The 26,072-nt window shown below is 68.0% G+C and carries 27 protein-coding genes and 1 pseudogene; 4 read left to right on the top strand and 24 right to left on the bottom strand.

Annotated elements, in window-relative coordinates; genetic code table 11:
- The 19 genes from ftsZ to ACQKJZ_RS08530 all read right to left on the bottom strand — a co-directional run.
- The coding region (gene ftsZ / locus ACQKJZ_RS08620) for a cell division protein FtsZ (RefSeq protein WP_427730762.1) at positions 1-733 on the bottom strand (733 nt) is incomplete at its 3' end.
- 119 nt (positions 734-852) lie between these two features.
- Positions 853-2,112, bottom strand: coding sequence for a cell division protein FtsA (ftsA, locus tag ACQKJZ_RS08615; RefSeq protein WP_427730761.1), 1,260 nt, complete (start codon positions 2,110-2,112; stop codon positions 853-855).
- Between the two features lie 7 nt (positions 2,113-2,119).
- Positions 2,120-3,079, bottom strand: coding sequence for a cell division protein FtsQ/DivIB (locus tag ACQKJZ_RS08610; RefSeq protein WP_427730760.1), 960 nt, complete (start codon positions 3,077-3,079; stop codon positions 2,120-2,122).
- Positions 3,076-4,020, bottom strand: coding sequence for a D-alanine--D-alanine ligase (locus ACQKJZ_RS08605; protein ID WP_427730759.1), 945 nt, complete (start codon positions 4,018-4,020; stop codon positions 3,076-3,078). Before ACQKJZ_RS08605 ends, ACQKJZ_RS08610 begins: the two co-directional genes overlap by 4 nt.
- Complete coding sequence (gene murB / locus ACQKJZ_RS08600) at positions 4,017-4,904, bottom strand: UDP-N-acetylmuramate dehydrogenase (RefSeq protein ID WP_427730758.1); 888 nt, start codon at positions 4,902-4,904, stop codon at positions 4,017-4,019. The genes ACQKJZ_RS08605 and murB overlap by 4 nt, the downstream gene beginning before the upstream one ends.
- Positions 4,901-6,316, bottom strand: coding sequence for a UDP-N-acetylmuramate--L-alanine ligase (murC, locus tag ACQKJZ_RS08595; RefSeq protein ID WP_427730757.1), 1,416 nt, complete (start codon positions 6,314-6,316; stop codon positions 4,901-4,903). The genes murB and murC overlap by 4 nt, the downstream gene beginning before the upstream one ends.
- A complete protein-coding gene (gene murG, locus ACQKJZ_RS08590; protein WP_427730756.1) occupies positions 6,313-7,464 on the bottom strand; it encodes an undecaprenyldiphospho-muramoylpentapeptide beta-N-acetylglucosaminyltransferase in 1,152 nt (383 codons plus the stop codon). Before murG ends, murC begins: the two co-directional genes overlap by 4 nt.
- Positions 7,461-8,690 (bottom strand): peptidoglycan glycosyltransferase FtsW, encoded by a 1,230-nt coding sequence (locus ACQKJZ_RS08585; RefSeq protein ID WP_427730755.1) that lies wholly within the window; start codon positions 8,688-8,690, stop codon positions 7,461-7,463. Before ACQKJZ_RS08585 ends, murG begins: the two co-directional genes overlap by 4 nt.
- Positions 8,687-10,096, bottom strand: a complete 1,410-nt coding sequence (murD, locus tag ACQKJZ_RS08580; protein WP_427730754.1) for a UDP-N-acetylmuramoyl-L-alanine--D-glutamate ligase — start codon at positions 10,094-10,096, stop codon at positions 8,687-8,689. Before murD ends, ACQKJZ_RS08585 begins: the two co-directional genes overlap by 4 nt.
- Positions 10,093-11,163 carry a phospho-N-acetylmuramoyl-pentapeptide-transferase gene (gene mraY, locus ACQKJZ_RS08575; protein ID WP_427730753.1) on the bottom strand — a complete coding sequence of 357 codons (1,071 nt, stop codon included), beginning with the start codon at positions 11,161-11,163 and terminating at the stop codon, positions 10,093-10,095. Before mraY ends, murD begins: the two co-directional genes overlap by 4 nt.
- Positions 11,163-12,542 carry a UDP-N-acetylmuramoyl-tripeptide--D-alanyl-D-alanine ligase gene (locus ACQKJZ_RS08570; RefSeq protein WP_427730752.1) on the bottom strand — a complete coding sequence of 460 codons (1,380 nt, stop codon included), beginning with the start codon at positions 12,540-12,542 and terminating at the stop codon, positions 11,163-11,165. The genes mraY and ACQKJZ_RS08570 overlap by 1 nt, the downstream gene beginning before the upstream one ends.
- Entirely contained in the window at positions 12,539-12,712 is a 174-nt protein-coding gene (locus ACQKJZ_RS08565) for a hypothetical protein (RefSeq protein WP_427730751.1), read from the bottom strand. Before ACQKJZ_RS08565 ends, ACQKJZ_RS08570 begins: the two co-directional genes overlap by 4 nt.
- Positions 12,700-14,130: a UDP-N-acetylmuramoyl-L-alanyl-D-glutamate--2,6-diaminopimelate ligase gene (locus tag ACQKJZ_RS08560; protein ID WP_427730750.1), complete on the bottom strand. Its 1,431-nt coding sequence runs from the start codon at positions 14,128-14,130 to the stop codon at positions 12,700-12,702. Before ACQKJZ_RS08560 ends, ACQKJZ_RS08565 begins: the two co-directional genes overlap by 13 nt.
- 10 nt (positions 14,131-14,140) lie before the next feature.
- Entirely contained in the window at positions 14,141-15,859 is a 1,719-nt protein-coding gene (locus tag ACQKJZ_RS08555; RefSeq protein WP_427730749.1) for a peptidoglycan D,D-transpeptidase FtsI family protein, read from the bottom strand.
- Complete coding sequence (locus tag ACQKJZ_RS08550; protein ID WP_427730748.1) at positions 15,856-16,509, bottom strand: hypothetical protein; 654 nt, start codon at positions 16,507-16,509, stop codon at positions 15,856-15,858. Before ACQKJZ_RS08550 ends, ACQKJZ_RS08555 begins: the two co-directional genes overlap by 4 nt.
- Positions 16,506-17,486: a 16S rRNA (cytosine(1402)-N(4))-methyltransferase RsmH gene (gene rsmH / locus ACQKJZ_RS08545; RefSeq protein ID WP_427730747.1), complete on the bottom strand. Its 981-nt coding sequence runs from the start codon at positions 17,484-17,486 to the stop codon at positions 16,506-16,508. The genes ACQKJZ_RS08550 and rsmH overlap by 4 nt, the downstream gene beginning before the upstream one ends.
- Positions 17,483-17,983 carry a division/cell wall cluster transcriptional repressor MraZ gene (locus ACQKJZ_RS08540; protein WP_312490741.1) on the bottom strand — a complete coding sequence of 167 codons (501 nt, stop codon included), beginning with the start codon at positions 17,981-17,983 and terminating at the stop codon, positions 17,483-17,485. Before ACQKJZ_RS08540 ends, rsmH begins: the two co-directional genes overlap by 4 nt.
- Positions 17,984-18,399: 416 nt before the next feature.
- Positions 18,400-18,690, bottom strand: a complete 291-nt coding sequence (locus ACQKJZ_RS08535) for a hypothetical protein (RefSeq protein WP_427730746.1) — start codon at positions 18,688-18,690, stop codon at positions 18,400-18,402.
- Positions 18,691-18,756: 66 nt separating this feature from the next.
- The gene (locus ACQKJZ_RS08530; RefSeq protein ID WP_312490743.1) at positions 18,757-19,722 is read right to left on the bottom strand and encodes a cysteine synthase A; all 966 of its coding nucleotides are present in this window, start codon (positions 19,720-19,722) and stop codon (positions 18,757-18,759) included.
- 168 nt (positions 19,723-19,890) lie between these two features.
- Between ACQKJZ_RS08530 and ACQKJZ_RS08525 the strand changes: the two genes are divergently transcribed.
- The 3 genes from ACQKJZ_RS08525 to aat all read left to right on the top strand — a co-directional run bounded on the left by ACQKJZ_RS08525 (position 19,891) and on the right by aat (position 21,854).
- Entirely contained in the window at positions 19,891-20,277 is a 387-nt protein-coding gene (locus ACQKJZ_RS08525) for a hypothetical protein (RefSeq protein ID WP_312490744.1), read from the top strand.
- A gap of 120 nt (positions 20,278-20,397) precedes the next feature.
- Positions 20,398-21,111 carry a ParA family protein gene (locus ACQKJZ_RS08520; RefSeq protein ID WP_427730745.1) on the top strand — a complete coding sequence of 238 codons (714 nt, stop codon included), beginning with the start codon at positions 20,398-20,400 and terminating at the stop codon, positions 21,109-21,111.
- Entirely contained in the window at positions 21,108-21,854 is a 747-nt protein-coding gene (gene aat, locus ACQKJZ_RS08515; RefSeq protein ID WP_427730744.1) for a leucyl/phenylalanyl-tRNA--protein transferase, read from the top strand. Before ACQKJZ_RS08520 ends, aat begins: the two co-directional genes overlap by 4 nt.
- A 35-nt stretch (positions 21,855-21,889) precedes the next feature.
- Here the strand turns inward: aat and ACQKJZ_RS08510 are convergent.
- The 5 genes and pseudogenes from ACQKJZ_RS08510 to ACQKJZ_RS08490 form a co-directional block, all read right to left on the bottom strand.
- A pseudogene (locus ACQKJZ_RS08510) lies at positions 21,890-22,123 on the bottom strand (DUF2155 domain-containing protein); the annotation flags it as partial.
- A 206-nt stretch (positions 22,124-22,329) separates the two neighbouring features.
- The gene (locus tag ACQKJZ_RS08505) at positions 22,330-22,722 is read right to left on the bottom strand and encodes an NADH:ubiquinone oxidoreductase subunit NDUFA12 (RefSeq protein WP_183951738.1); all 393 of its coding nucleotides are present in this window, start codon (positions 22,720-22,722) and stop codon (positions 22,330-22,332) included.
- A 32-nt stretch (positions 22,723-22,754) separates the two neighbouring features.
- Positions 22,755-23,258 (bottom strand): DUF192 domain-containing protein, encoded by a 504-nt coding sequence (locus ACQKJZ_RS08500; protein WP_427730743.1) that lies wholly within the window; start codon positions 23,256-23,258, stop codon positions 22,755-22,757.
- Entirely contained in the window at positions 23,255-23,824 is a 570-nt protein-coding gene (locus ACQKJZ_RS08495) for a cold-shock protein (protein ID WP_427730741.1), read from the bottom strand. The genes ACQKJZ_RS08500 and ACQKJZ_RS08495 overlap by 4 nt, the downstream gene beginning before the upstream one ends.
- Before the next feature lie 114 nt (positions 23,825-23,938).
- Positions 23,939-24,469: a RecX family transcriptional regulator gene (locus ACQKJZ_RS08490; RefSeq protein ID WP_427730740.1), complete on the bottom strand. Its 531-nt coding sequence runs from the start codon at positions 24,467-24,469 to the stop codon at positions 23,939-23,941.
- 128 nt (positions 24,470-24,597) lie between these two features.
- Here ACQKJZ_RS08490 and ACQKJZ_RS08485 point away from each other — a divergent pair.
- The coding region (locus tag ACQKJZ_RS08485) for a fatty acyl-AMP ligase (protein WP_427730739.1) at positions 24,598-26,072 on the top strand (1,475 nt) is incomplete at its 3' end.

Below are 26,072 nucleotides of genomic sequence, written 5' to 3'. Positions count from 1 at the left end.
CCACCACCCCACTCCCTCCACTATCACCAGTGCCTTCACCGGTGCCCATCATCGCCTTGCCCATCTCCTGCATCACCGAGCGGACGTCGGCGAAGTCGAGGTTGATGAGGCCCGGCATGACCATCAGGTCGGTGATGCCGCGCACGCCCTGCTGCAGCACCTCGTCCGCCATCGCGAACGCTTCCTTGAAGGTGGTGTTGGCATTGGCGATCAGAAACAGATTCTGGTTCGGGATGACGATGAGCGTATCGACGTACTTCTGCAGTTCCTCGATGCCGCCATCGGCCGACTTGGCGCGACGATTGCCCTCGAACGCGAAGGGCTTGGTCACGACGCCGACGGTCAGGATGCCCATGTCACGCGCCGCCTTGGCGATGACCGGGGCCGCACCGGTGCCCGTGCCGCCACCCATGCCGGCGGCGATGAAGCACATGTGGCTGCCCTCGAGCAGCTTCGACAGATCCTCGATCGTCTCCTCGGCCGCCGCACGGCCGATTTCGGGACGGCTGCCCGCGCCGAGCCCTTGCGTGATCTTGGCGCCCAGCTGGATACGCTGCGGCGCGATCGACTGCTTCAGCGCCTGCGCGTCGGTATTGGCGACGAGGAAATCCACGCCCTGTACCTCGGCGCGCATCATGTTCGCGATCGCGTTGCCGCCGGCACCGCCGACACCGATCACCGCGATGCGCGGCGTCAGTTCGTCGACCTCGGGTGCGATGAATTCGATGCTCATCCCAATTCTACTCCGCCGTTCCCGGTCGATACGCTAAGACCAGGCCCCTGAATAAACGTTAGTGCACCAGCGAACGGCCCGGTGCCAACCCAAAACTGCGCAGCCTATGCCGGTTTTGCTTAATAATTTGCCTTCGCCGCCTGAATCAGCCGCCGGAACAGCCCCATGCCGCTCGGCCGGTGCACCGTCTGGTTGGTTGGCGCGATGCTGCGCAGGTCGATCGGGTCCGTCGTGGCGTAGAAGGCCAGCCCCGCTAGCGTCGCGAACGCCGGTCCGCCATGCGCATCGGGCAGGCCGGTCAACCCGCGCGGCCGGCCGATCCGCACCGAACGGCCCAGCGCCTGCTGCGCATAGTCGGCGATCCCCTTCAGCTCGGCGCCGCCGCCGGTCAGCACGACCTGGCGCCCCACCGGGCCCTCGAACTTCAACTGTTGCAGCGCCTTACGGATCTCACCCATCTGATGCTCCAGCCGCTGGCGGATCACGCCGATCAACTGCGCCTTGGTGATCTGCATCGTATCACCGCCATCTTCGGCGGAGATCGGCGTCACCTGGATCATGTCGTGATTGTCGCGCGGGGAGGCATTGGCCGAGCCGTGGAAGCACTTCATCCGCTCGGCCATCTGCCGCCGGGTGCCGAACGCAGACGCGACATCGTCGGTGATGTCCGCCGCGCCCATCGGCAGCGAGCACAGGCCGACCAGCATCCCTCCTGCGAACAGCGAGACGTTGGTGATCCCCGCCCCCATCTCGACCAGCGCCACGCCCAGTTCGCGCTCCTCGTCGGACAGGCAGGCCAGCCCCGTCGCCACCGGCGCGGCGATGATCGACTTCACTTCCAGATGCGCCGAGCGGACGCACAGATCGAGGTTGCGCACCGGCGAGCCATCGGCGGCGACGACATGGATATGCACGCCAAGCCGGTCCGCATGGAGGCCCAGCGGTTTCTTCACGCCCGTCAGCCCGTCGAGCGTGTAGAGCGCGGGCTGCGCGTGCAGCACCATGCGCCCCTGCGGATCGATCGAGTTGCGCCCGGCCGCCAACAGTGCGTCGATGTCGCCCTGCTCCACCCGGTGGCCGCCCAGCTCGAACTCGACCTCGGCCACGTCGGAGACGAGGCCACCCGCCGAAAAGCCGACCCAGACATTCTCGATATTGATGCCGGCGATGCGCTCGGCCTGTTCGACCGCCTCGCGCACCGCCGCCTCGGTCGCGCCCATATCGGCGATATAACCGCGCTTGACGCCCCGGCTTTCACGCTGGCCGGTGCCCAGCACGATCAGCTCGCCGCCATCGCCCTTGCGCGCGATCAACGCGGAGACCTTGGACGACCCGATGTCCAGCGCGGTGATCAACCCTTCGGGTGCAATCTTTGCCATGACCGTGCTACCCCTGTGATGCCCCTTCGGCGGTCGCCGCCTCCGCCTCCGCCCCATTGCCGGGTGCGGTATCGCCGGCCGTGCCCCCGGCCTTGGCCGGATCGGCCAGCGCGTGATTCTGATTCAAACCGGGCTTGCGCGCAACCAGCTTTGCGGGATCGCGCATGTCGAAGCGCAGCCAGCCGCGCCCCAACAACGGCCGCGATCCGTCCATCGCCGCGAACTTCATCAACGCGGCCGCCGCGCCGTCTTCGGGCAGGGCCAGCGTCTCGCCGCTGTCGAAGGTCAGGTCCCAGCGACGATTGCCGATCCAGGTCGCCGCCTTCACGCGGGGCTTCAGCGCGGGCGCGGCGGACAGCAGCGCCTGATAGGCCGGCTCCTGAAGGTTGGCGCCCGGCCCGATGATCAGCGGCAGGTCGGGCATCGCCTCGGCCCGCACCGGCTCCAGCAATACGCCGCTCGCGTCGATCAGGGTCAGCTGGCCATTGTCCTGCCACACCGCCGCCGGGCTGCGCTCATCGATATCGACCAGCAGCGTGTCGGGCAGCCGCCGCGAGACATGCGCGTCCTTGATCCAGCCATAACGCAGCAGCTTGTCGCGCACCTCGCCCAGATCGACGAGCGGCATCGCCCGGCTCTGCTGGTCGAGCGCGACGGCATAGACGGTCATCCGGTCCATGCGCTTCAGGCCGGTCACCTCGATCTGCTGGACACGAAAACCCGCCTGCCCCGCCTGTTCGGCGATGGCGGTGCCGATCATGCCGGGCACGCCGACATAGGTCGCGAGCGCCAGTACCGCCGCGCCCGCACCGCCCAATATGGTCCAGGTGACGGCTTTCTTGATCGTCTCCTCGCTGACCGGCAGCTTCGCCAGCAACCGCTCGGTCAGCGTCGCGCGCTTGACCGGCTGGCGCCGGCGCGGTGCCGGCCGGCGGGGCGGCGGGCCCCGCTTGATCGTGCGGCTCATCCCGCCCGATCCCTGTACCAGGCCAGCGCCTCGTCGACGATCGCCTGCACCACCGCGTCATAATCCATCCCGACATGGCGACCCTGTTCGGGCACCAGGCTGAGTGGCGTCATGCCCGGCTGGGTGTTGACCTCCAGGAGGAACAGCCCGTCGACGCCGCGCTCGTCATCCCAGCGGAAGTCGGAGCGCGAGGCCCCGCGACAGCCCAGGATGCGGTGCGCTTCGAGCGCGAGGGACTTGCACGCCTCAGCGATGTCGTCGGGGATCTGCGCAGGGCAGACATGCTCGGTGAGGCCATCGGTGTACTTGGCGTCGAAATCGTACCAGCCGTTCTTGGGCTTCAATTCGGTCACGCCCAGCGCGCGGTTGCCCAGCACGGCGGTGGTCAACTCGCGGCCCCGGATATAGGGTTCGGCGAGCAATTCGTCGAACTCGGCCCAGGGACCGGCCGCGTCGCGCGCGATCGGGCTGCCATGGTTGCTGGTGTCAGTGACGATCGCGACACCGACCGAGGAGCCTTCGTTCACCGGCTTCAACACGTACGGGCGCGGCAGCGGATCGGCGGTGTAGAGGTCCTCCGACTTGACGATGCGGCCGCCGGGCATGGGGATACCGTGGGGCACTAGCGCCTGCTTGGTCAGTACCTTGTCGATCGCGATGACCGAGGTGGCGAGACCCGAATGGGTGTACGCAATGCCCATCAGGTCGAGCATCCCCTGCACCGTGCCGTCCTCGCCGGGCGAGCCGTGCAGCGCGTTGAAGACGATGTCGGGCCTGGCCTCGACCAGTTTCGCCGCCAGGTCGCGGTCCATGTCGATCCGGGTGACGCGGTGGCCGTTCCGCTCCAACGCATCGGCAACGCCCGCGCCGGACATCAGCGACACCGGCCGCTCCGCCGACCAGCCGCCCATCAGAACCGCGATATGGATAGGATTGGTCACTTCGCGATTCCTACTCGTTGAATTTCCCATTCGAGGGTGACCCCCGACTGCGCCTTTACCCTGGCGCGCACGTCCTCGCCCAGTGCCTCGATTTCCGCCGCCGTGGCGCTGCCGAGGTTGAGGAGGAAGTTGCAGTGCTTCTCCGACACCTGCGCCTCGCCGAGCGTCAGTCCGCGACACCCCGCCGCATCGACCAGCGCCCAGGCCTTGTGCCCGTCGGGGTTCTTGAAAGTCGACCCGCCGGTCTTGGAGCGCAGCGGCTGCGACGCTTCGCGCGCGGCGGCGATGCGGTCCATCTCGGCCTGGATGTCGGCGGGTTCGGCGGCGTGGCCCCGGAAGGTCGCTTCGACCACCACCGTCCCGTCGGTCAGGTTGGAATGGCGATAGGTATAGTCCAGATCGGAGACGCCTAGTGTCTCGACCGTGCCGTCGCGGCGAACGACCGTGGCGGAGACCAGCACATCGGCAACCTCGCGGCCATAGGCCCCACCATTCATCCGCACGAAGCCGCCGACCGTGCCGGGAATCGAGCGCAGGAATTCCAGCCCCCCGATCCCGGCATCGCGCGCATTGGACGACACGAGGATGCCCGACGTGCCACCGCCGCAGGTGACGACGTGCCCCTCCCCTGCCCGCGCATAGCTGAACGGCTTGCCTAGACGGATCACGACGCCCGGCACACCGCCGTCGCGCACGATCAGGTTGGAACCGAGGCCCAGTGCCATGACGGGCACGTCGCCCCCAAGGCCGCGCAGGAACGCCGACAGATCGTCCACGTCCTTCGGCTCCAGCAGATATTCGGCCGGTCCGCCCGCCTTGAACCACACGAGCGGCGCCAGCGGCGCGTCCTGCGTCAATCGGCCAGCGGTGTCGGGCAGATTCATCGGCGCGCCTCGATGGCGCTCGCCAGCCCCGCCGCCCATTTGGTGATGTCGCCCGCGCCCAGGCAGACGATCATGTCGTCGGCGCGGATCGAGCCCACCAGTTCCTCGGCCAGCGCATCGGCGTCGGCGACGGTGGCGGTCGAGCGATGCCCGCGCCGCTTCAATCCCTCGACCAGCGCGGAGGCGTCCACACCCTCGATCGGTTGCTCGCCCGCCGCATAGACCGGCGTTACCAACACGCGGTCGGCATCGTTAAAGGCGGTCTGGAACTCCTCCATCAGATTGCCCAGCCGGGTGAAGCGATGCGGCTGGACCACCGCGATCACGCGGCCGCGCGCGCCTTCGCGCGCGGCGGCCAGCACGGCTCGGATTTCGACCGGGTGATGGCCGTAATCGTCAATCACGGTCGCCGTGCCGCCATCGACCGTGATCTCGCCGACCTTGGTGAAGCGCCGCTTCACGCCGCCGAACTGGCCGAAGCCCTGCTGGATCGTCGCGTCGTCGATGCCCAGTTCCAGCGCCACCCCGATCGCGGCCAGCGCGTTCTGGACATTGTGGCGGCCGGGCATGGGCATCTCGATCCCCTCGATCGAGCGGCTGGAGCCGTCGCGGTGGCGGATGATCGCCTCGAACCGGTTGCCGCCAGGGATCGGCGTGACGTTGACGCCGCGCACATCCGCCTGCGCCGAGAAGCCATAGGTCACGACGCGGCGGTCCCGGACGCGCGGCAGGATGTTCTGCACCTCCGGGTGGTCGAGGCACAGCAGCGCCGCGCCATAGAAAGGTGCATTCTCGACAAACTCGACGAACGCGTCCTTCACCCGGTCGAACGAGCCGTAATGGTCGAGATGCTCGGGATCGATATTGGTGACGACCGCGATCGTGCCGTCGAGCCGCAGGAAGCTGCCGTCGCTCTCGTCCGCCTCGACGACCATCCAGTCGCTGGCGCCCAGTCGCGCGTTCGAGCCATAGCTGTTGATGATGCCGCCATTGATGACGGTGGGGTCGACACCCCCGGCATCCAGAAGTGCCGCGACCATCGAAGTCGTCGTCGTCTTGCCATGCGTGCCCGCGACCGCGACGGTGGACTTCAACCGCATCAGCTCGGCCAGCATCTCGGCGCGGCGCACCACGGGGATGCGGCGCTCCAGCGCGGCTTCGACTTCGGGGTTGGAGCGGGTGATCGCGGTCGAGGTCACGACGACGGCTGCATCGCCCAGATTGTCCGCCGCATGGCCGATGGCGACCGGAATGCCCTTGTCCCGCAGGCCCTGCACCACATAGCCCTCGGCCACGTCGGAGCCCTGCACCCGGTAGCCGAGATTCTTCATCACCTCGGCAATGCCCGACATGCCGATGCCGCCGATGCCGACGAAGTGGATCGTGCCGATATCCGTGGCGACGCCCTTCATGCGCCTGCTCCCGCCAAATTCCGTGTCCCTTGCGATTTGCCCACCGGCAAGACCATGCGCGGCGCGTCGAGGCTTTCGACCAGATCGGCAAGGTCGCTCGCCGCTTCCGGCCGCCCGCAGGCGCGGGCGCGGCCCGCCGCATTCTCCAGCGCCGCCGGATCGAGGCCCAGCTTCTGCATCTGCTTCGCCAGTTCTACGGGCGTGAAGTCACCCTGCGCGATGGTGCGCGCACCGCCCGCCTTGGTCATCTCGCGCGCGTTCACCGTCTGGTGGTCGTCGGTGGCGCTGGGCAGCGGCACCAGGATCGCCGGGCGACCCGCGACCGTCAGCTCGGCTAGCGTCGAGGCCCCCGCACGCGCAATCACCAGATGCGCCCAGGCGAGCTGTTCGGGCAGGTCGGGCAGATAGGTGGCGAGTTCGGCCGGAATCTCATGCTCGGCGTACTTGGCCCGCACCGCGTCTATATCCTCGATCCGCGCCTGATGCGTGACCTGCAACCGCCGCCGGAAGGTGACGGGCAGCATGGCGAGGCCATCGGGCACCACCTGCGACAATATGCTCGCCCCCTGGCTGCCGCCGGTGACGAGGACGCGGAAGATGCCGTCCTCCTCCAGCAGCGGATAGGGTCGCGAGCGAAGCGCCAAGACCTGGTCGCGCACCGGATTGCCGATCAGCCGGGTCTTGTCGGCATGTTTGGCGCTCAGCCGCTGCGTATCCTCATAGGACAAGGCGATCGCGTCGACCTTGCCCGCGACCAGCCGGTTGACGCGGCCCAGCACCGCGTTCTGCTCATGGATCGCGGTCGGGATGTCTTCCGCGAACGCCGCCAGCAGCGCGGGCATCGCCGGATAGCCGCCAAAGCCGATCACCGCCGCCGGACGGAAGGTCTTGTACAGTTCGCGCGCCATCGCCCGGCCGTGCCACATCTCGCGCAGCGCCTTGGCCCAGCCGACCGGCCCGCCCGAAAAGCGACCGGCGGGCAGGACATGCGTCTGGATATCCTCGAACAGCCCCGGAAAGCGCACGCCGCGCGCATCCGACACCAACGCCACGCGGTGGCCGCGTCGGGTCAGCTCGGCCGCAAGGGCCGCGGCAGGGACCATATGGCCGCCGGTTCCCCCGGCGGCGAGGACGAAGTGACGGCTCATTGCCCGCTCCACCTGACTACATAGGGGCTGCGCGTCAGGAACGGATTGCGCCGGGTGAACGCCAGCAACAACCCCATCCCGATCGACAGCGCGATCATCGACGAGCCGCCATAGCTGATGAACGGCAGGGTCATCCCCTTGGACGGGGCAAGCCCCGTATTCACCGCCATCGAGATCAGCGCCTGCGCGCCGAACTGTACGGCCAACCCGGAGGCGGCGTAGAGCTTGAACTCGTCCTGTTCGTCAAGCAGCTTCACGAAGACGCGAACCACGATCGCCAGAAAGACGAGCGCGATGATGGCGCAGGCGATCAGCCCGAACTCCTCGCCGATCACCGAATAGATATAGTCGGTATGCGCCTCCGGCAGGCCGAACTTGGCCGCCCCCCCGCCCGGCCCGGTGCCGGTCCAGCCCCCGGCGGTCAGCGTATTGTGCGCGGCATTGACCTGGAAATGGTCCGCCGCACCCTCGCCATCGACGTCGGGAAAGAGGAAGGCGTTGATGCGGCTGCGCGCCACGCCATAGAACATATAGGCCATGACCAGCCCGATCGGCGCCAGCGACCCGATTGCCAGCATCACGCGCATCGGCGTGCCCGAGATCATCAGCAGCGCGACCCAGACCAGACAGAAGACGATCGTCTGCCCGAAATCGGGTTGCAGCATCAACAGCCCCGCGACCAGCCCGGTCATCCCCATGGTAATGAGCGTGGCGGGCAGATCGCGCTCCTTGGCCTTCAGCGACAACAGCCAGGCGGTCGTCACGATGAACATCGGCTTCAGGAATTCGGACGGCTGGAACTGCGCGATGCCTACGCCGATCCAGCGCCGCGCGCCGTTGATCTCCACCCCGATAAAGGGCGTGACCGCCAGGATCGCAATCAGCACGCCGGTGCCCAGCACCGCCATGCGCCGCGCGGTGACGACCGGCAGCATCGACACGCCGAACAGCACGGGTAGCGACACGCCGACCCACATCACCTGTCGCCAGAAATAATAGAGCGGCGTGAACTTCCGATGCTCGCCCGAATAGCGCATCGCGGTCGCAGGGCTGGCGGCGGCGACCGCGATCAGGCCGATCGCGATCAGGAACAGGGTGAGCAGCAGCAGCACCCGGTCGATGTCCCAGAACCAGGTGCCCAGCGGCGAGCGGTCGCCGCGCCCACCGCGTCCCTTCATCGATCCGATCAGGCCGGGGCGCGGCGCCTTGGGTGTGCGATCGGTCATGCCAGCGCCTCCACGGCGGCGCGGAAGGCATCGCCCCGCGCTTCATAATCGCGAAACTGGTCGAAGCTGGCGCAGGCCGGCGACAGGAGGACCGTGTCCCCCGGCTGCGCGGCGGCGGCGGCATGCGCGACGGCGGCCTCCAGCGTGCCCGACTGCTCGACCACCGGGACCTTGTCCTTCAACAGGTCGAAGAACAACGGCGCGGCTTCACCAATCGTATAGGCCGCGACGACATGATCCAGATGCGCGGCGCAGGCGTCCAGGTCGTCACCCTTGCGCTTGCCGCCGACGATCCAGTGGACGCGGGGGAAGGCCGCCAGCGCAGGCGCGGTGGACTCGGGGTTGGTCGCCTTGGAGTCGTTGACGAAAGCCACGCCGTTCCGCGTCACGACATACTGCATCCGGTGCGGCAGGCTGGCATAGCCGGCCAGTCCGGCCTCGATCGCAGCCTCATCGATCCCCAGCGCCCGCGCCACCGCGATCGCGGCCTGCGCGTTCTGGGCATTATGCGGCCCTTGCAGCGCCGGCCAGCGGCGCTGGTCGATCACCGTGTCCGGCGCGATCCTCACAAGGTCGTCGGTGCGTCCCGCCAGCCCTTGCGCGATATTGGCGGAGGCCTCGTCGGCCGTGCCGACCACCGCGACATGCCCCGCCGACTGCATCGCGAACAATCGCGCCTTGGAGGCAGCATAGCCCGCAAAGCCGTCATAGCGGTCGAGATGATCGGGCGTGATGTTGAGCAGCACCGCCACGTCGCAATCGAGGCTGGTCGTCAGGTCGATCTGATAGCTGGACAGTTCCAGCACATAGACCCCGCCCTCGGGAAGCGGCGCCTGCCCCAGGATAGGCAGGCCGATATTGCCGCCCATCAGCGTCGGGACGCCCGCCGTCTTCAGGATATGGTGGACCAACGCGGTGGTGGTCGACTTGCCGTTGGTGCCGGTAATGCCGACGACCTTATGCGGCGGCAGGTCCGCGCGGGCTTGGGCGAAAAGTTCGATGTCGCCGATGACAGGCACCCCAGCAGCGCGCGCGACTGCGGCCAGCGGGTGGCTGTTGAGCGGCACGCCCGGCGACACGACCAGTGCGTCGAAGCCCGACAGGTCGATGGTTTCGAGGTCGACCATCAACAGATCCTCCCCGGCACGGGGAGGGGGACCGCCAGCCGCAGGCTGGTGGTGGAGGGGGGCTTCGGCAAGGGAGTCGCACAGCAGCACGCCCCCTCCACCAGCTTCGCTGGTCCCCCTCCCCGTGCCGGGGAGGATCGCCTCGCGCCTCGCCCGATCGCTATCCCACGCCACAACCTTCGCCCCGCCCGCCAACAACCCAGAAACGGTCGCGGCGCCGGAGCGCGCCAGCCCCAGCACCGCGAAAGTCTTGCCCGCCCAGTCGCTGGAGACGATCATCGCAGCTTCAACGTCGACAGGCCCGCCAGCATCAGCACCAGCGCGATGATCCAGAAGCGGATCACCACCGTCGGCTCCGACCAGCCGAGCTGTTCGAAATGATGGTGGATCGGGGCCATGCGGAACACGCGCTTGCCGGTCCGCTTGTAGAAGAACACCTGGATGATCACCGACAGCGCCTCGACGACGAACAGGCCGCCGATGATGCCCAGCACGATCTCGTGATGCGCGACGACCGCGATGGTGCCGAGCGCGCCGCCCAGTGCCAGGCTGCCCGTATCGCCCATGAACACCGCCGCCGGCGGCGCATTGAACCAGAGGAAGGCGAGACCCGCGCCGATCACCGCGCCGCAGAAGATGGCGAGTTCACCGGCGCGCGGGACATGCGGAATGCCGAGGTAATCGGCGAACTTCACGTTGCCGACCAGATAGACGATGACCAGGAACGCCACGCTGGCGATGATGACCGGCATGGTCGCCAGACCGTCCAGACCGTCCGTCAGGTTCACCGCATTGCCGAACGCCACGATCGTGAAGGCGGCGAACACGGGGTAGAAGATGCCCAGATCGATATACATGCGCGTGGTGAAGGGCAGATAGAGCGGCGTGCCGTTCTGCCCCATGATGATCCACGCCGCGATGCCCGCGATCAGGAATTCGAGCAACAGCCGGGTCTTGCCCGACACACCGGCGGTCGAGGCTTTGCGGACCTTGTCATAATCGTCAAGGAAGCCGATCGCGCCGAAGCCCAGCGTCACGAACAGGCACGCCCAGACGAAGGGATTGCTCAGGTCCATCCATAACAGGATCGACATCGCCATGCTGGTCAGGATCATCAGGCCGCCCATGGTCGGCGTGCCGCGCTTGGCGAGGTGCGTCTGCGGTCCGTCGGCGCGGATCGGCTGCCCCTTGCCCTGGCGGACGCGCAGCCAGCCGATGAAGCGCGGACCGATGATCAGGCCGATGAACAACGCGGTCGCGATCGCCGCGCCCGAACGGAAGGACAGATAGCGGATGAGGTTGAGAAGGCCCGGAAACCCGAGATGCTCCGCGATCCAGTACAGCATTATCCTTGCGCCCCGCCCCGTCGAGATTCCTGGCCCAGAGCGGCGACGACACGCGCCAGCCCGACTCCGTTGGACCCCTTGATCAGCACCACGTCATCGGGCGCGATGATCGAGGCCAGCGCAGCGTGCGCGGCCTTTGCGTCGGTCACATGGACGAAATCGACCCGCCCCTCAAGCGCGGCGGCCAGCGGTGCCATCGATTCGCCGACGAGCAGCGCCTTTTCGACGCGGGCGGCCAGGATCGGCTCGGCGAGCCCGGCGTGATACTCGGCCGAGTCGTCGCCCAGTTCGCGCATCTCGCCCAGCACCGCGACGTGCCGCCCCGGCTCCTCGGCCAGCACCGCCAGCGTGGCGCGCATCGAGGCGGGGTTGGCGTTGTAGCTTTCGTCGATGATCAGCGCGCCGTTGCCGGCCCGGAACCGCGCGCCGCGCCCCGCCAGCCCGCCCAGTTCGGCGAGCGCAAGGCCCGCCAAGCCCAGATCGCCGCCCGCCGCATCGACCGCAGCCAGCACCGCCAGCGCATTGGACACCCAATGCCGGCCCGGCTGCGACAAGGTGAAGTTCAATTCGCGCTCGCCGATCCGCGCGGTGACGAAGCTGCCGCCATTGGGGCCGCGCATCGCCTCCACCGCATGGACGTCGGCGGCGGGATCGAAGCCGAAGGTCACGATCCGCGCGGCATAGGGCTTAGCCGCCGCGATCAGCCGGTCGCGATGCGGGCTGTCATAGGGGATGATCGCGGTGCCGCCCGGTTCCAACCCCCGAAAAATCTCGCCCTTGGCGTCGGCGATGGCGGATTCATCGGCAAAGAACTCGGTATGCGCGGGCGCGATGGCGGTGACGATCGCGATGTGCGGGCGCACTATCGCGGTCAGCGTGGACAGTTCGCCGGCATGGTTCATCCCCATCTCGAACACGCCGGCGCGCACGTCACGCGGCATCCGCGCCAGGCTGAGCGGCACGCCCGTATGGTTGTTGTAGCTCTTGACCGACCGGTGCACCCGCCCCTGCCAGCCGCGTTCAAGCGCGGCGTAGAGCGCTTCCTTGGCGCTGGTCTTGCCGACCGATCCGGTGACGCCGATGATCGTCGCCTCGGTCCGCGCCCGTGAGGCGCGGCCCAGATCCTCCAGCGCGCGGAAGCTGTCGGCGACTTGGACGTGCGGGTGGGCGGTATCGGCACTGACCAGCGCACCCGCCGCGCCTTGCGCAAAGGCCTGGTCGAGGAAGCGGTGGCCATCGGTCGCCTCGCCCAGCAGCGCGACGAACAGGTCGCCCGGTCCGACCTCGCGGCTGTCGAACGCGACGCCCGTCACCGCGAACGCACCTGCTGCCTGTCCCCCGGTCGCGGCCGCGATCTCATCGGCGGTCCACAGGTTCATGGCCGTTCTCCGGGACGCGCGCCGTAATGCAGCGACAATTTGCGCCGGGGCCGCTCGACCGGCTGGGCGACGGCCGGCGCGGCTACCGGCGTGACGTCGTTCACCACGACGACCGGCGGCTCGACCGGTTCGATCGCGGGCGTGTCGAGCGTCGCGGTCATACCGCGCACTCGCGCGCTACCGCGACATCGTCGAAGGGCAGGACGAGATCGCCGACGATCTGGCCCTGCTCATGCCCCTTGCCCGCGATCAGGACGATGTCCTGCTCACCCGCCTCGGCGATGGCGGCGGCGATGGCGGCGCGGCGGTCGCCGATCTCGATCGCGCCGGTCGCGCCGCGCATCACCTGCGCACGGATCGCGGCGGGGTCCTCGGTACGCGGATTGTCGTCGGTGACGATCACCCGGTCCGCCTGCATCGAGGCAACCTGGCCCATAGCCTCGCGCTTGCCCGGATCGCGGTCGCCGCCCGCGCCGAACGCCACGATCAACCGCCCGCCCGCATGGGGTTTGAGCGCCGCGATGGCGGCCTCCAACGCATCGGGCGTATGGGCGTAGTCGACATAGACCGGTGCACCGCTGCGCGCGATGGCGGCCCGCTCCAGCCGGCCGCGTACCGGCTGCAACCGGGCGAGATTGGCCAGCGTCGTCGCGACATCGCCGCCCGTCGCCAGCACCAGTCCGGCCGACACGAGCGCATTGGCCGCCTGATAGGCGCCGATCAGCGGCAGCTGGACCTTGTGGGTCGTGCCATGCTCGTCCTCGATCACCAGGCCCTGGCCGAGCAGGGTCGGATGCCGCTCGACCAGCTTCAGCGTCGATCCGCGCGTGCCGACCGTGATCAGATTGTTGCCACGCGCGCGCGCCAGATCGATCACCCGGCCGCTCTGGACGTCATCGGCCCAGACGACCGCTGTGCCGGTGGGCGACAGCACCTCGGAGAACAGCCGCATCTTGGCTGCCAGATAGGCGCCCATGTCGCCATGATAGTCGAGGTGATCGCGCGACAAATTGGTGAAGGCCGCCGCCGACACCTCCAGCCCCTCGGTGCGATATTGGGTCAGGCCATGGCTCGACGCCTCGAACGCCAGATGGGTCACGCCTTCGCGCGCGAGGCCAGCGACGTTGGATAGGAAGGTGACGACATCGGGGGTGGTCAGCCCGGTATAGGTCCGCTCGTCGGCGGTGGTGACGCCCAGCGTGCCGATCGAGGCGGCGTGATGGCCCGCCATGCGCCACAGCTGGCGCGTCATCTCGACGGTCGAGGTCTTGCCGTTGGTGCCGGTCACCGCCACCGCCGTGGCCGGGAACGGCGCGAAGAAGGCGGCGGCCAATTGCGCGAAGGCGGCGCGGGGTTCGTCCGACGCGATATGCACCACGCCCTCGACCGTCACGCCGGGCCGCGCCACGACCGCGATCGCGCCGCTGCGCACCGCATCGGCGATGAAGTCCTCGCCATTCACCCGTGCGCCCTGAAAGGCGCCGAAGATGGTGCCGGGGGCGACCTTGCGATGGTCGATCGCGAAACCGGTGACGAGGGCGTCGCCGCCCTCGCCCGAAATGCCGTCATCCAGTTGGTTCAGTTTCATGCCATCGCCCTTATCGGCCATCGACCGGCGGCCGGGTCGGGTCCTGCCACAAGGTCGGCAGAATGTCGGACACGTCGATGTCCTTGTTCGCATCCGGCACGACGCCCAGCATCGCGCCGACCCGCGTGATCGTGCGGCCGACGACGGGCGCTGCGTTCCAGGCCGCGGTCTTCCACCCGAACGTCTCCTTCGTACCCTGTGGCGAGTCGAGCATCGCCACCACCACATAGCGCGGCTGGTCCATCGGGAAAGCCGCCGCGAAGGTGGCGACGTTGCGCGACCGGTCATAGCCGCCCGCCACCGCCGCCTCGGCCGTACCCGTCTTGCCACCCACGCGGTAGCCCGGCGCATCGCCCTTGCGACCCGTGCCGCGCATCACGATCAGGCGCAACATCTGGCGCATCTTGAAACTGGTCGCCTCGCTGATCACGCGGCGGCCCTGCGGCGCATGGCCAGGCGCGACCTTCATCAGCGTGGCCGGGCGCCAGATGCCGCCATTGACCAGCGTCGCATAGGCCGAGGCGAGATGCAGCGGCGTCACCGCGATGCCGTGCCCATAGGCGGTCGTCATCGTCGTCGTCCGCGCCCAATAGGTCGGCAGCAGCGGCCGGCCCTTTTCGCGCAGCTCGATATCGGGCTTGGTGTCGAAGCCCAGCTTCTTGAACATCGCCTGCATCCGCTGCGGCCCGATCTCGTCGGCGATGCGCGCGGTGGCGATGTTGGACGAATAGATCAGAGTCTCGGCCATGTTCAGCCAGCGCTTCGGATCGCCCGCCTCGTCATGGATGGTATAGCCGCCGACCTTGAGCGGATGGGTCGCGTCGAAGCGGCGCTGCATCGAGGTGACGACGCCATTCTCGATCGCGGTGGCCATGGTGATCGGCTTGAAGGTCGAACCCAGCTCGAACACGCTCTGCGTCGTGATGTTGCGCAGTTCCTCGGTCCCCGCCATGCCGACCCGGTTGGGGTTGAAGGTCGGCATCGACACCATCGCCACGATCTCGCCGGTATGGACGTCCAGCACGATGCCGCCACCGGCGCGCGCATGGAAGGTGTTCATCGCGCGGCCCAGCTCGCTCTCCATCGCCGCCTGGACGCGCGTGTCGATCGACAGGGCGACGGGCTGGCCCGCCTGCGCCGGGTTCAGCAGCCGTTCGTCGAGCACGCGCTCCATGCCGCTCATGCCGTGGCCATCGGTCGACAAAAAGCCCAGCGCATGCGCGGCCAGCGTCGATTGCGGATAGAGACGCTGCGTCTCGCGGTCGAAGACGATGCCCGGCTCGCCGATCGCGTTGACCTGTTCGACCAGCGTCGGGCTGGCGCGACGCTGCAGATAGACGAAATTGGCCTTGCGGGTGATCTGGTTGTAGAACCACGCCTGGTCACCCCGATCGGGCATCAGCGCGGCGAGGCGCGCGGCGATCTCCATCGGATCGCCGATCAGCTTCTTGGGGTGGACCGCGATCGTCCAGCTGTCGATGGTGCGGGCCAGCGGCGATCCGTTGCGGTCGACGATGTCGCCCCGCGCGGCCAGCGTCGCGGTGCGCTGCGCCGCATCGGCGGGCCCGGCGAAGATGGCGAGCAGGGTCAGCCGCCCGATCACGACCAGCACGGCCGCGCCGAACAGCATCATCAGCATCATCAGCCGCATATGCGTCGTCGCGACCAGCGCATGGCGCTGGCCGGCGGTACGTTGGCTGGTGGAGGGACGCGCGACGAGAACGCTCAACGCTGCCGCCGCGATTCGGACTTGGCCCCCTTCAGGATGTCACCCAGCGTCGTGTCGGACAGCAGCTGGCGGTCGAGCATCGCCACCGCCTGCGGCCGCACCTTGGCGACGGCGGCGGCGGTGCGCACCTGCGCGATCGGCGCGGGCTTGCCGACCTTGGCGGTCACGATCCGCTCGGACACGGCCTTGACCACCTGCGGCTTGGGCAGGTCGACCTTGGCCAGCTTGACGACGGGGGCGGGCGCGATCGTCTGGATGTTGGGCTGGGCGGCGGGAACGGGCAGCGGCTCGACCGGCTGCGGCTGCGAGGGGACGAGAAGGGCGGCGGTCTGGATCGCGCCGCCGGCAGGACCACGCGTCACGTCGAGCGAGGCGAGCTGCGTCTCGTCCCCGACGAACTGGCCCGCGATCGGTGCGGTCAGGGCCAGCGTGTCGCCGTTCCACTTTTCCAGTTGCGCCAGGTTGGCACGGGTGTCGAACTCGGTCTCCAGCGCGCGGATATCGCGCTCGGCGGTGCGGATGCGCGCGTTGACGTCGTCGAGCTTCTTGCGCTCCGCCGCGACCTGGAGCGAGACCAGGTAGAAGCCCAGGACGACCGCCACGCAGCTCCCGAACCACCCTATCCCCTTCAACCGATACGCCGCCGTCATACGCCCAACTCCTGAGTCAACTCGCCCCCCGGCGCCCATCCCTGCCCCGCCGACCAGGCGGGGTATTCCGTTCGCGTCGCGAAACGCAGCGTGGCCGAACGCGCGCGCGGATTGCGCGCCAGCTCGGCGGCGCCTGCCCGCACGGCCTTGCCGACCGCGGTGAAACTGGGGGCCTGCGCCGCCGCCTGCTGCGGCAGATGGCGCGACCCGCCCGGCAACTGACCGGCACGCTCGCGGAAGAAGCGCTTGACCATCCGGTCTTCCAGACTGTGGAAGGTCACGATCGCCAATCGGCCACCCGGCTTCAACGCGCGCTCGGCCGCCGCCAGCCCTTCGGCCAGTTCGTCCAGCTCGCGGTTCACATGGATGCGGATCGCCTGGAAGGTCCGCGTCGCCGGGTCCTTCTTGTCATGCGGGCGATAACCAAGCGCGCGGCGCACCACGGCGGCGAGCTCGCCGGTGCGGGTCAACGGGCGGGCCGCGACGATCGCCTGCGCCACGCGGCGCGAGCGCGGCTCCTCGCCATAATGGTAGAGGACATCGGCGATCGCGGCTTCGTCGGCGGTATTGAGGAAGTCCGCCGCCGACTCGCCCTCTTGCGCCATGCGCATGTCGAGCGGGCCATCACCCTGGAAGGAAAAGCCGCGCTCCGCCTGGTCGAGTTGCATCGAGGACACCCCGATATCCAGCACCACACCGTCAACGCGCGCGTCGAGCGCGTGATCCAGCCCGGAGAACTCGCGGTGCACCAAGGTCAGGCGCGGCTCGGCCTGAACCAGCGCCTGACCGCCCGCGATGGCATCGGGATCGCGGTCGAAGGCGATGACCTTCGCCCCCCGCCCCAGCATCGCGCGGGTATAGCCCCCCGCCCCGAACGTGCCGTCGACATGCGTCTCGCCGGGCAGGATGGCGAGCGCGTCGAGGACCTCGTCGAGCAGGACGGGGATGTGCGGGGCGTCGTTTACGGCGGGGCTCACAGCGCGATCCCCTTTTCATGGCAGTGGAAGCGCGCGGCGGAGATCATCTTGGCGGGCAGGCCCGGCGTCTCGACCAGCGTCTTGGGGTCCCAGATTTCGATATAGTCGAACGTGCCCCAGAAAAAGGCGTGCGCGGTGATGCCGGCATGGAATCGGGGAAAGCCCGGCATGATGAAACGGCCCGAACCGTCGAAGGGCACGGCTTCGCCATTCGCCAGATCGCGCTTGATATTGTAATCGATCCGGCCATCGGGACCACGCGACATCTCGGTCCGTGCGTCCAATTCCTTTTTCAGCACCGCGACATAACCCGGGTCATAAGCGATCAGACAGCGTTCGGTTTCGTGGACGGCGATGATGATGGTCCCGCCATCCTTTCCGTCGGGGCGCGGCGCGTTCTGCGCCAGGGTGGAGCGAAGGGCGTTAGGGATGGCGACGCGACCCTTGTCATCGACAAGGCCAATGCCACTTCCCTGATACAAACCTCTATCGGACACGCCAACCTCGCACATGGCGCGCACGGCCTCACTGCCTCGAACCACGACCATCGCCGCGATCCGACCATCTTTCGACAACAGTGAGCCTGCCCCTCTGTTGGGAAAGGATTTACCCTTCGCGTTAGCGGGAAGCAACGGGATTTTTGGGGATAAGCGGGGAAACGTGCCCTAATCCGGGCTATATGCGACGAACGGCTGGGCGACCAACGGGAAACGGGTTTCCCATCAGTCGCTCAAAAAGCGCGGAAATCCAGGCTTGCGGTACGGTTTCCCCGAATTTCCCCGAACCGTGCCAAGGTCATCCGAAGCGATTGCAGGCATGGTTAATTCGCATCGCGCATAGCGGCCACCGGCACGCGAATCCGAATCGTGCCCGATTCGGACCTGCCGACCGAGCGAAGCGGGACATGCGAATCCTATTGGCCTGCGGCGTCCGCCGACGGTTCCGCCGGTGTCTGGGTGTTGACCGGCGCCGGTGCGACGCCCAGTTCGGCGAGCGGTTCGTTGCTCGCGGCGCTGCTGTTGGTCGCGGCCATGTCGGCGACGACGTTGGACTGCGCGGTGCCCGCCACCGTCGCGGGCGGCTCGTCGCGGTTCAGCGAGCCCAGGATCGTACTCGCGAGCGCGATCAGCAATATCACGGCGGCCAGGCCGATCATGCCGACTTTGACACGCTGCATGATGTGATGATGGTCGGGTGACTTCATGGTATGCTGTATCACTATCGTGCGCCTGCGCCTCTGTCGACCGCCAGGCGCGAACAGCGCCCGCGCTTACAGGCCCTTTTCGGCCCGCCACGCCGGGTCGTGCAGCGTGGAGAGGTAGCGAAACCCCGTATCGCACAAAATGGTTGCGATCCGCTTATCCCGCCCCAACGACCGTGCCAGCGCCACCGCGCCCGCGACATTGATGCCCGAGGACAGGCCCAGGCACAGCCCCTCCTCGCTCAACAGCCGCTGTACCCAGTACCAGCCATCGGCGTCGGAGATGCGGAATTGCGCATCGACCGGCGCGCCGTCGAGGTTGGCGGTGATGCGCCCCTGCCCGATGCCCTCGGCCACCGAAGACCCCTCGGCCTTCAATTCGCCATGCGCGTAATAATTGTAGAGCGCCGCGCCATGCGGATCACTGAGCGCGATGACGACATTCTCGTCATGCGCCTTCAGCCCCATGCCGACGCCCGCGAAGGTGCCGCCCGTCCCCGCCGCGCAGGTGAAGCCGTCGATCCGGCCCTGCATCTGGTCCCAGATCTCCTCGGCGGTGCCCACGATATGCGCCCGGCGATTGGCGATATTGTCGAACTGGTTGGCCCAGATCGCATTCTCCGTCTCCTCGGCGATCCGGCGCGAGGTGTGAACGAAGTGACAGGGGCTGGAATAGGGCGCGGCCGGCACCAGCACCAGCTCGGCCCCCAGCGCGCGCAACGTGTCCATCTTCTCGCGGCTCTGTGTTTCGGGCATCACGATGATCGTGCGATAGCCCTTGGCGTTGGCGACCAGCGCCAGCCCGATGCCGGTATTGCCCGCCGTCCCCTCGACGATCGTACCGCCGGGGCGAAGCGCGCCTCGTGCTTCGGCATCCTCGACGATGAACAGCGCGGCACGGTCCTTCACACTCGCCCCCGGATTGGCGAATTCGCACTTGCCGAAAATATCGCATCCGGTGGCCTCGCTCGGCCCTTTCAACCGGACGAGCGGGGTGTTGCCGATCAGGGCCAGGGTATCGGGGGTCGCATCCATGATCGCTAGATGGCCCCTGCCCCGGGCCACGGCAAGCAAAGCCTTGCTTGCCCGCCCCCAAGCGCGGTCATCGCCCCTGCGGCGAGGCCCACCCGATCAACTGCGTGAGCGCTATCGCATCTATCGACTTGACGCATGGTTGTTGCATTTGCGAAGCACCGCCCCGCTATGAAGAGCCCCCTCTCCCTCATTGTCGCCGCACCGCTGCTCGCCCTGGCAGCGTGCAATTCCCAGCCCAGCCAGCCCGAGGTCGTGGACACCAATCCCGATCCGATGGCCAACGTCCTCGCCAATCGCGCGCCGGTCGAACTGCCGCCCGCGATCAAGGCCGACAAGACCTTCCGCTGCAAGGACCAGAGCCTGGCCTTCGTCACCTTCTTCCAGGGCGACAAGCAGGCCAATGTCCGCCTGAAGCAGGGCGACACCCCGGTGAAGCTGACCGCGCCGGCCGCCGGCGAGCCGCTGACCGCCGAGGGCGGTTGGAAGATGACGGGTGACGAGAAGAACATCACCCTGACCACCCCGAACAAGGCCGCGCAGACCTGCCACGTCTGAGGCCATAATGCCCCATGCGTTCGAATATCGGACGATAGGGACTTGATCGAAAACCGGCCGGCGGGGATATCTCCGCTGGCCTTTTTCTTGTGAGGCAAAGCCGGGAGGTCGAAGAACCGCGTGGCCGCGATCGCGATTTACAGTCTGAAGGGGGGCGTGGGAAAGACCAGCATGGCGGTCAATCTCGCCTGGTGCGCGGCAAGTCTTTGTGCGCGGCGCACTTTGTTATGGGACCTCGATCCCCAGGCCGCCTCGACCTGGCTGCTCGGCGGGCCGGCGCGCGGTGATCAGGCACAGGCCATCTTCTCCCGCGACATCGCCGTCGACCGGCTGGTGCGCAAGACCGACATCGCCCGCCTGTCGCTGATCGGGGCCGATGATTCGCTGCGCGGCCTGGATTTCCTGTTCCACGCGCTCGACAAGAAGAAGCGGCTCGACAAGCTGATCGACGGGCTGGACGATTATGACCGCGTCATTCTCGACTGCCCGCCCGGCCTGACCGAGACGACCGAGCAGGTGCTGCGCGCCGCCGACCTGATCGTGGTGCCGGTCGTTCCTTCCGCGCTCGCCACCCGCGCGCTGGAGGTGGTCGATGCGCATGTCCGCGGCCGGGTGCCGCTGCTGCCCGTCCATGTCATGGTCGACCGCCGGCGCAAGCTCCATGCCGAGGCGGTCGCCGCCCAGCCCGACTGGCCCGTCATCCCGATGGCGAGCGTGGTCGAGGCGATGGGCGAGCACCGCGCCCCCGTCGGCGCCTTCGCCCCCCGCAGCGCGGCGGCGCAGGCCTATAGCGATTTGTGGCGCACCGTCGAACGGCGGCTGACGAACAGATGAGCACCGGGGCCATCGAACGCCTGACCCCGCACCTCGTCCTGGGGGCCTATGCGGTCGGCGTGTTCCCGATGGCCGACACGCGCGACACCGATCACGTCTATTGGGTGGAGCCGCGCAAGCGCGCCGTCCTGCCGCTCGACGGGTTTCATCTGTCGCGCTCGCTACGCAAGACGGTTGCCGCCGACCGGTTCCGCGTGACCGCCGACACGGCGTTCGAATCGATCATCCGGCTATGCGCCGAAAGCGTCGCCGACCGGCCGGAGACCTGGATCAACTACGCCATCGAGCGGGTGTTTATCGACCTGTTCGACATGGGCTTTGCCCATTCGATCGAATGTTGGGACGGCGACGAGCTGGTCGGCGGCCTCTATGGCCTCAGTCTGGGCCGCGCCTTTTTCGGCGAATCGATGGTCAGCCGCCGCACCGATGCATCCAAGGTGGCGATGGTCTGGCTGGTCGCGCGGCTGCGCGCGGGCGGCTATAACCTGCTCGATTGCCAGTTCCAGACGCCGCACCTCGCCACCATGGGCGCGGTCGAGATCGGGCGCGACGATTATGTCGCGCTGCTGTCCGATGCGTTGGCGGGCGTGGTCGGCCCCGGCACGTCCGCCGCCGGTGCCTCGGCCCCCGGCGATTTCGGCGCGCTCGACCGCCTGGGCGCAGGCCCCGGCACTGCAGCCGGCACCGTGTCGGGACCGGTTTCGGGCCAGGACATCGTGCAGCTCTTGGCCCAGACGTCATAGACCGGATGCTGGACGACGTTCAGCGCCGGCCGTTCCTTGAACACCCAGCCTGAAAAGACACGCCGCCACTTCTGGTCCGCGCCATGCACGTCCAGCTGGACGAAGGCGCCGGTCAACTGCTCGGCTTCCCAGGACGCGGTCTTTTCGCAGGCGCGCAAGCGGACGATCGCGTCGCCGACCCGCACCGCCTGGCCGGGCTTGAGCGTCAGGTCGCGCGAAACGCCGTTACGCTTGTTGAGCAGGCCGACCACCGCCACCCGCTCCGCCATCGGCGTGCCACCAGTCGGCAGGCCCGCCTGGCCCGCATCGACCGATTCGATACCCGACGCGCCGCCGGGGCGATCGGGCAGGATCTGGCTGACAGTCGATTCGTCGCCACGCGCCGCGCGATCATCGGTCAGCGCCTGATAGCCGAACCAGCCACCGGCCCCGAGCGCGGCGGCCAGCACCACGCCGGCCAGCCAGCGGGTCTTGTTCACCCCTCGGGCGTCCAGGCTTCATAGTCGCCGGTCGCGGCGGCACGCTGGCCACCCTTTTCCAGCGCGCCTGACGGACGATAGGCGAGCGCGGTGCCCGTCATGTTGGGGATGGCCGGCTTCTGCCAGGCGCGACGCGGCGGCAGCGAACGGTCGGGCACGTCCTCGACCTGATGATGCAGCCAGCTGAACCATTCCGCCGGCACGCGGCTGGCATCGTTCGAGCCCTTGTAGATGACCCAGCGGCGCGGACGCCCGGCGGTGTCGCTGCCGCCCTCGTAATAGACGTTGCCGTGCGCATCCTCGCCCACCTGCGCCTTGCCGCGCAGACCGAACCAGGTGCCGATGGTGGCGCCGTTCCACCAGGTGAAGGGATTGAGGTTGATGCCCATGACGCGCCGTGTAGCCCGGCTCTCGCCAGCCTTCAACCGCGTTCCGCGTCGCGCGGCCAGGAGACGGTGTCCCCTTCCGAAATGCCGAGCTCGGCCGAACGTCCGCCGACCAGCTCCAGCACGGCCGCGACCGGTTCGCCCGAGGGGACCGGCGCCTCGCTGAACGGCACGGTGTTTTCCGCGATGCGCGCGATCGTGCCGTCAGCGCGGATGAAGAGGATGTCGAGCGCGGTCGGCGTGTTCTTCATCCAGAAGGACGCCGCGCGCGGCGCGGTGCCATCGGGCGGATAGGGTGCGAACAACATGCCGCCATCGGGCATCAGGTCGGTGCGGTACATCAGCCCCTGCGCCTGCTCGCCAGCGGTCCTGGCCCGCTCCACCTGGAAGACATGCGCCCCTTGTGCGGTGCGGATCGTCACCGGAATAGTCGCGGCCTTGCGCGCCTCGGCGCTCCCGGCCTCCTGCGTGGCGGCGCCGGAGCATCCCGCCAGCGCGATCGCGATGGCCAGCGCCGCGCATGCCCCAGGGCGAATCATGCCCCCCCTCGCGCCGTCACCGCCACCGCCAGCGGCCCCTTCGGCCCCTCGACGATCCGCGCCGTCAGCGGCTGGCCGGGTTCGACCTCGACGATGCCGCCGCGCCGCAGCGTTTCCATATGGACGAAGATGTCCGCCCCGTCGCTGTCGCGCAGCAGGAAGCCATAGCCCTTCAGCCGGTTGAACCACTTGACCGCCACCCCCTCGGCCTCGCCCGCCTGGTCGACCAGCGCGATGGGGTCGATCCGGTCGGGCGAGCGCGGCCGCTTGGGCTGTTCGGGCACCGCATGGGTCAGGTCGATCGAGACGACTTCGCGCGCCTGATAGCCACGCCCGCGTTCGACCGCGATCATCTCCACCCGCGCGCCCTCGGGCAGACTGCGCCGGCCATGCGCCTGCAGCGTGGTGAAGTGCAGCAGCACATCCCCATAGGTCAGGTCGTCCGCGACCGCGAAGCCGAAGCCCCGCGTCACATCGAACCATTTGACGACCCCCGCCAGCCTTACGGCGTTATCCGCCGTCTCGCCTTCGAAGCCGCCTCCTTCATTCGGCGTATCTTCCAGCATCTCATGCACCCTTGAAGGCTATTGCTAGCATCATTGCTCGCAGTCGCAACGTAAGGCGGCGCATTTTTCCTGGTCCGATCTGGGACCGATGCCAGAAATTCGTTTGTTTTTCCGTCAGCCCTCGTCGTCGTCCAGCATTTCGCCCGGCGCCGTCGACACGATGCGGCGCGCCAGGGCCATGTCGTGGCCCGCCCGCATCATCGCCGCGAACTGCTTTTCCCGCACGACGCGGTCGGTCTCGCCATCCCCGAACGGCCCGATTCGCCGCCGCCGGGCAAAGGCCAGCGCGGCATCGCGCGCCGCCTCGGCGACCTGGGGCGCGACCGCCTCGCTATCCTCGTCCCCGATCCGCGCCGCATGCAGCGCCTGACGCACCCGGCGCGCGCCCATACCGCGCCGGGCAAGCGCGGCGGCCTTCGCCTCGGCATAGGCGCGGTCGTCAATATAGCGCAATTCCACCATCTTCGCCGCCAGCCCTTGCGGGTCGGGTGCGCCCTCCCCCGCCCAGCCGCGCTCGCGCAGCTTGCGGCGCAGATAGTCGATCAGCTTGCCCTCGGTGGTCGCGAACCGCTCGACATAGCGCAGCGCCAAGCGCTCCAGCAGGGCGGGGTCGAGGGGTTTGGGCGGGCGACGTTCGGCGGACACGCCTTGTTTGTGCCACAGTGACCACGGATTTAGAACGCGGGAAGCCGCTATTTGTCGGCAAATACGGATTCGCGCGTCCCGTCGATCGGTGGGCGCGGCGCAAAAGCATAAGGAACGAAGGCAGGGCCATGACGATCGAGCACCATCAGGACGACGCGCGCGCCATCATCGCGACGCCGACCGAAGATGCGCTGCCGCGCCGCTTCGCCGACTTCGCGACGCTGGGCGAGGCGCTGGACTATGCCGCCTCGGGCTCGCGCGGGCTGAACTTCCATGACGCGCGCGGCACACTGACCCGCCCCTACCCTTTCCGCGAACTGCGCGAGGACGCGTTGGCCTGCGCCCGTCGCCTGATCGCCAGCGGCATCCGGCCCGAAGAGCGCATCGCGCTGGTCGCCGAGACGGGGCCGGAATTCGCCGCCTTGTTCTTCGGCGTGGTCTATGCCGGTGCCTGGCCGGTGCCGTTGCCGCTGCCGACCTCGTTCGGCGGGCGTGACAGCTATATCGAACAGCTGCGTGTCCAGCTCGCCAGCTGCGACCCCAAGATGCTGATCTTCCCGCCCGAACTGGCGCAGATGGCCGGTGCCGCCGCCGAGGCCGCGGGCGTCGAGGGGATCGACTGGGACAGCTTCGCCAAGCGAGAGGCGCCAGAGGCGACGCTGCCCGAGGCCAAGTCGGACGCGATCGCCTATCTGCAATATTCCAGCGGCTCGACCCGTTTCCCGCATGGCGTGGCGATCACCCACCATGCGCTGCTTAACAATCTGGCCGCGCACAGCCATGGCATGAAGATCCAGGAGAGCGACCGCTGCATCTCTTGGCTGCCCTGGTATCATGACATGGGTCTGGTCGGCTGCTTCCTGTCGCCGATCGCCAATCAGGTTTCGACCGATTACCTAAAGACCGAGGATTTCGCGCGCCGTCCGCTCGCGTGGCTGGACATGATCAGCCGCAATCCGGGCACTTCGGTCAGCTATTCGCCGACGTTCGGCTATGACATCTGCGCGCGCCGCATCTCGTCGCAGACCAAGGCGTCGGATCGCTTCGACCTGTCGCGCTGGCGCATCGCGGGCAATGGCGCGGACATGATCCGTCCCGACGTGATGCAGAGCTTCGTCGACGCCTTTGCCGATGCGGGCTTCCCCGCCACCGCCTTCCTGCCCTCCTACGGGCTGGCCGAGGCAACGCTGGCCGTGTCGATCATGCCCCCGGGCGAGGGCATCCGCGTCGAACTGGTCGAAGAAACCCAGTTGTCGGGCGGCGCGCAGGGCACCGATCGCCCGCAGCGCTTCCGCGCCATCGTCAATTGCGGCAAGCCCGCGCGCGACATGGTGATCGAGATCCGCGAGGAGGACGGCACCCCCCTGCCCGACGGCGCGATCGGCAAGGTCTGGTGCAAGGGGCCGTCGGTCATGGTCGGATATTTCCGCGACCAGGCCGCGACCGATGCCTGCCTGGTCGATGGCTGGCTGGACACCGGCGACATGGGCTACATGTCCAAGGGCTATATCTACATCGTCGGTCGCGCCAAGGACATGATCATCGTCAACGGCCGCAACCACTGGCCGCAGGACATCGAATGGGCGGTCGAGCAGCTGCCGGG

Source organism: Sphingomonas sp. NPDC019816, assembly GCF_050274375.1.
Classification (GTDB): Bacteria; Pseudomonadota; Alphaproteobacteria; order Sphingomonadales; family Sphingomonadaceae; genus Sphingomonas.
The sequence above is the reverse complement of the archived record's forward strand: the minus strand, read 5'-3'. Positions and strand labels throughout refer to the sequence as shown.

Excerpts from the sequence above, each read along its gene's own strand:
- ftsA (WP_427730761.1), bottom strand. The coding sequence starts at position 2,112 with ATGGCAAAGATTGCACCCGAAGGGTTGATCACCGCGCTGGACATCGGG.
- ACQKJZ_RS08610 (WP_427730760.1), bottom strand. The coding sequence starts at position 3,079 with ATGAGCCGCACGATCAAGCGGGGCCCGCCGCCCCGCCGGCCGGCACCG.
- murB (WP_427730758.1), bottom strand. The coding sequence starts at position 4,904 with ATGAATCTGCCCGACACCGCTGGCCGATTGACGCAGGACGCGCCGCTG.
- murC (WP_427730757.1), bottom strand. The coding sequence starts at position 6,316 with ATGAAGGGCGTCGCCACGGATATCGGCACGATCCACTTCGTCGGCATC.
- murG (WP_427730756.1), bottom strand. The coding sequence starts at position 7,464 with ATGAGCCGTCACTTCGTCCTCGCCGCCGGGGGAACCGGCGGCCATATG.
- ACQKJZ_RS08585 (WP_427730755.1), bottom strand. The coding sequence starts at position 8,690 with ATGACCGATCGCACACCCAAGGCGCCGCGCCCCGGCCTGATCGGATCG.
- murD (WP_427730754.1), bottom strand. The coding sequence starts at position 10,096 with ATGATCGTCTCCAGCGACTGGGCGGGCAAGACTTTCGCGGTGCTGGGG.
- mraY (WP_427730753.1), bottom strand. The coding sequence starts at position 11,163 with ATGCTGTACTGGATCGCGGAGCATCTCGGGTTTCCGGGCCTTCTCAAC.
- ACQKJZ_RS08570 (WP_427730752.1), bottom strand. The coding sequence starts at position 12,542 with ATGAACCTGTGGACCGCCGATGAGATCGCGGCCGCGACCGGGGGACAG.
- ACQKJZ_RS08560 (WP_427730750.1), bottom strand. The coding sequence starts at position 14,130 with ATGAAACTGAACCAACTGGATGACGGCATTTCGGGCGAGGGCGGCGAC.
- ACQKJZ_RS08550 (WP_427730748.1), bottom strand. The coding sequence starts at position 16,509 with ATGACGGCGGCGTATCGGTTGAAGGGGATAGGGTGGTTCGGGAGCTGC.
- ACQKJZ_RS08535 (WP_427730746.1), bottom strand. The coding sequence starts at position 18,690 with ATGAAGTCACCCGACCATCATCACATCATGCAGCGTGTCAAAGTCGGC.
- ACQKJZ_RS08530 (WP_312490743.1), bottom strand. The coding sequence starts at position 19,722 with ATGGATGCGACCCCCGATACCCTGGCCCTGATCGGCAACACCCCGCTC.
- ACQKJZ_RS08525 (WP_312490744.1), top strand. The coding sequence starts at position 19,891 with ATGAAGAGCCCCCTCTCCCTCATTGTCGCCGCACCGCTGCTCGCCCTG.
- aat (WP_427730744.1), top strand. The coding sequence starts at position 21,108 with ATGAGCACCGGGGCCATCGAACGCCTGACCCCGCACCTCGTCCTGGGG.
- ACQKJZ_RS08505 (WP_183951738.1), bottom strand. The coding sequence starts at position 22,722 with ATGGGCATCAACCTCAATCCCTTCACCTGGTGGAACGGCGCCACCATC.
- ACQKJZ_RS08500 (WP_427730743.1), bottom strand. The coding sequence starts at position 23,258 with ATGATTCGCCCTGGGGCATGCGCGGCGCTGGCCATCGCGATCGCGCTG.
- ACQKJZ_RS08495 (WP_427730741.1), bottom strand. The coding sequence starts at position 23,824 with ATGCTGGAAGATACGCCGAATGAAGGAGGCGGCTTCGAAGGCGAGACG.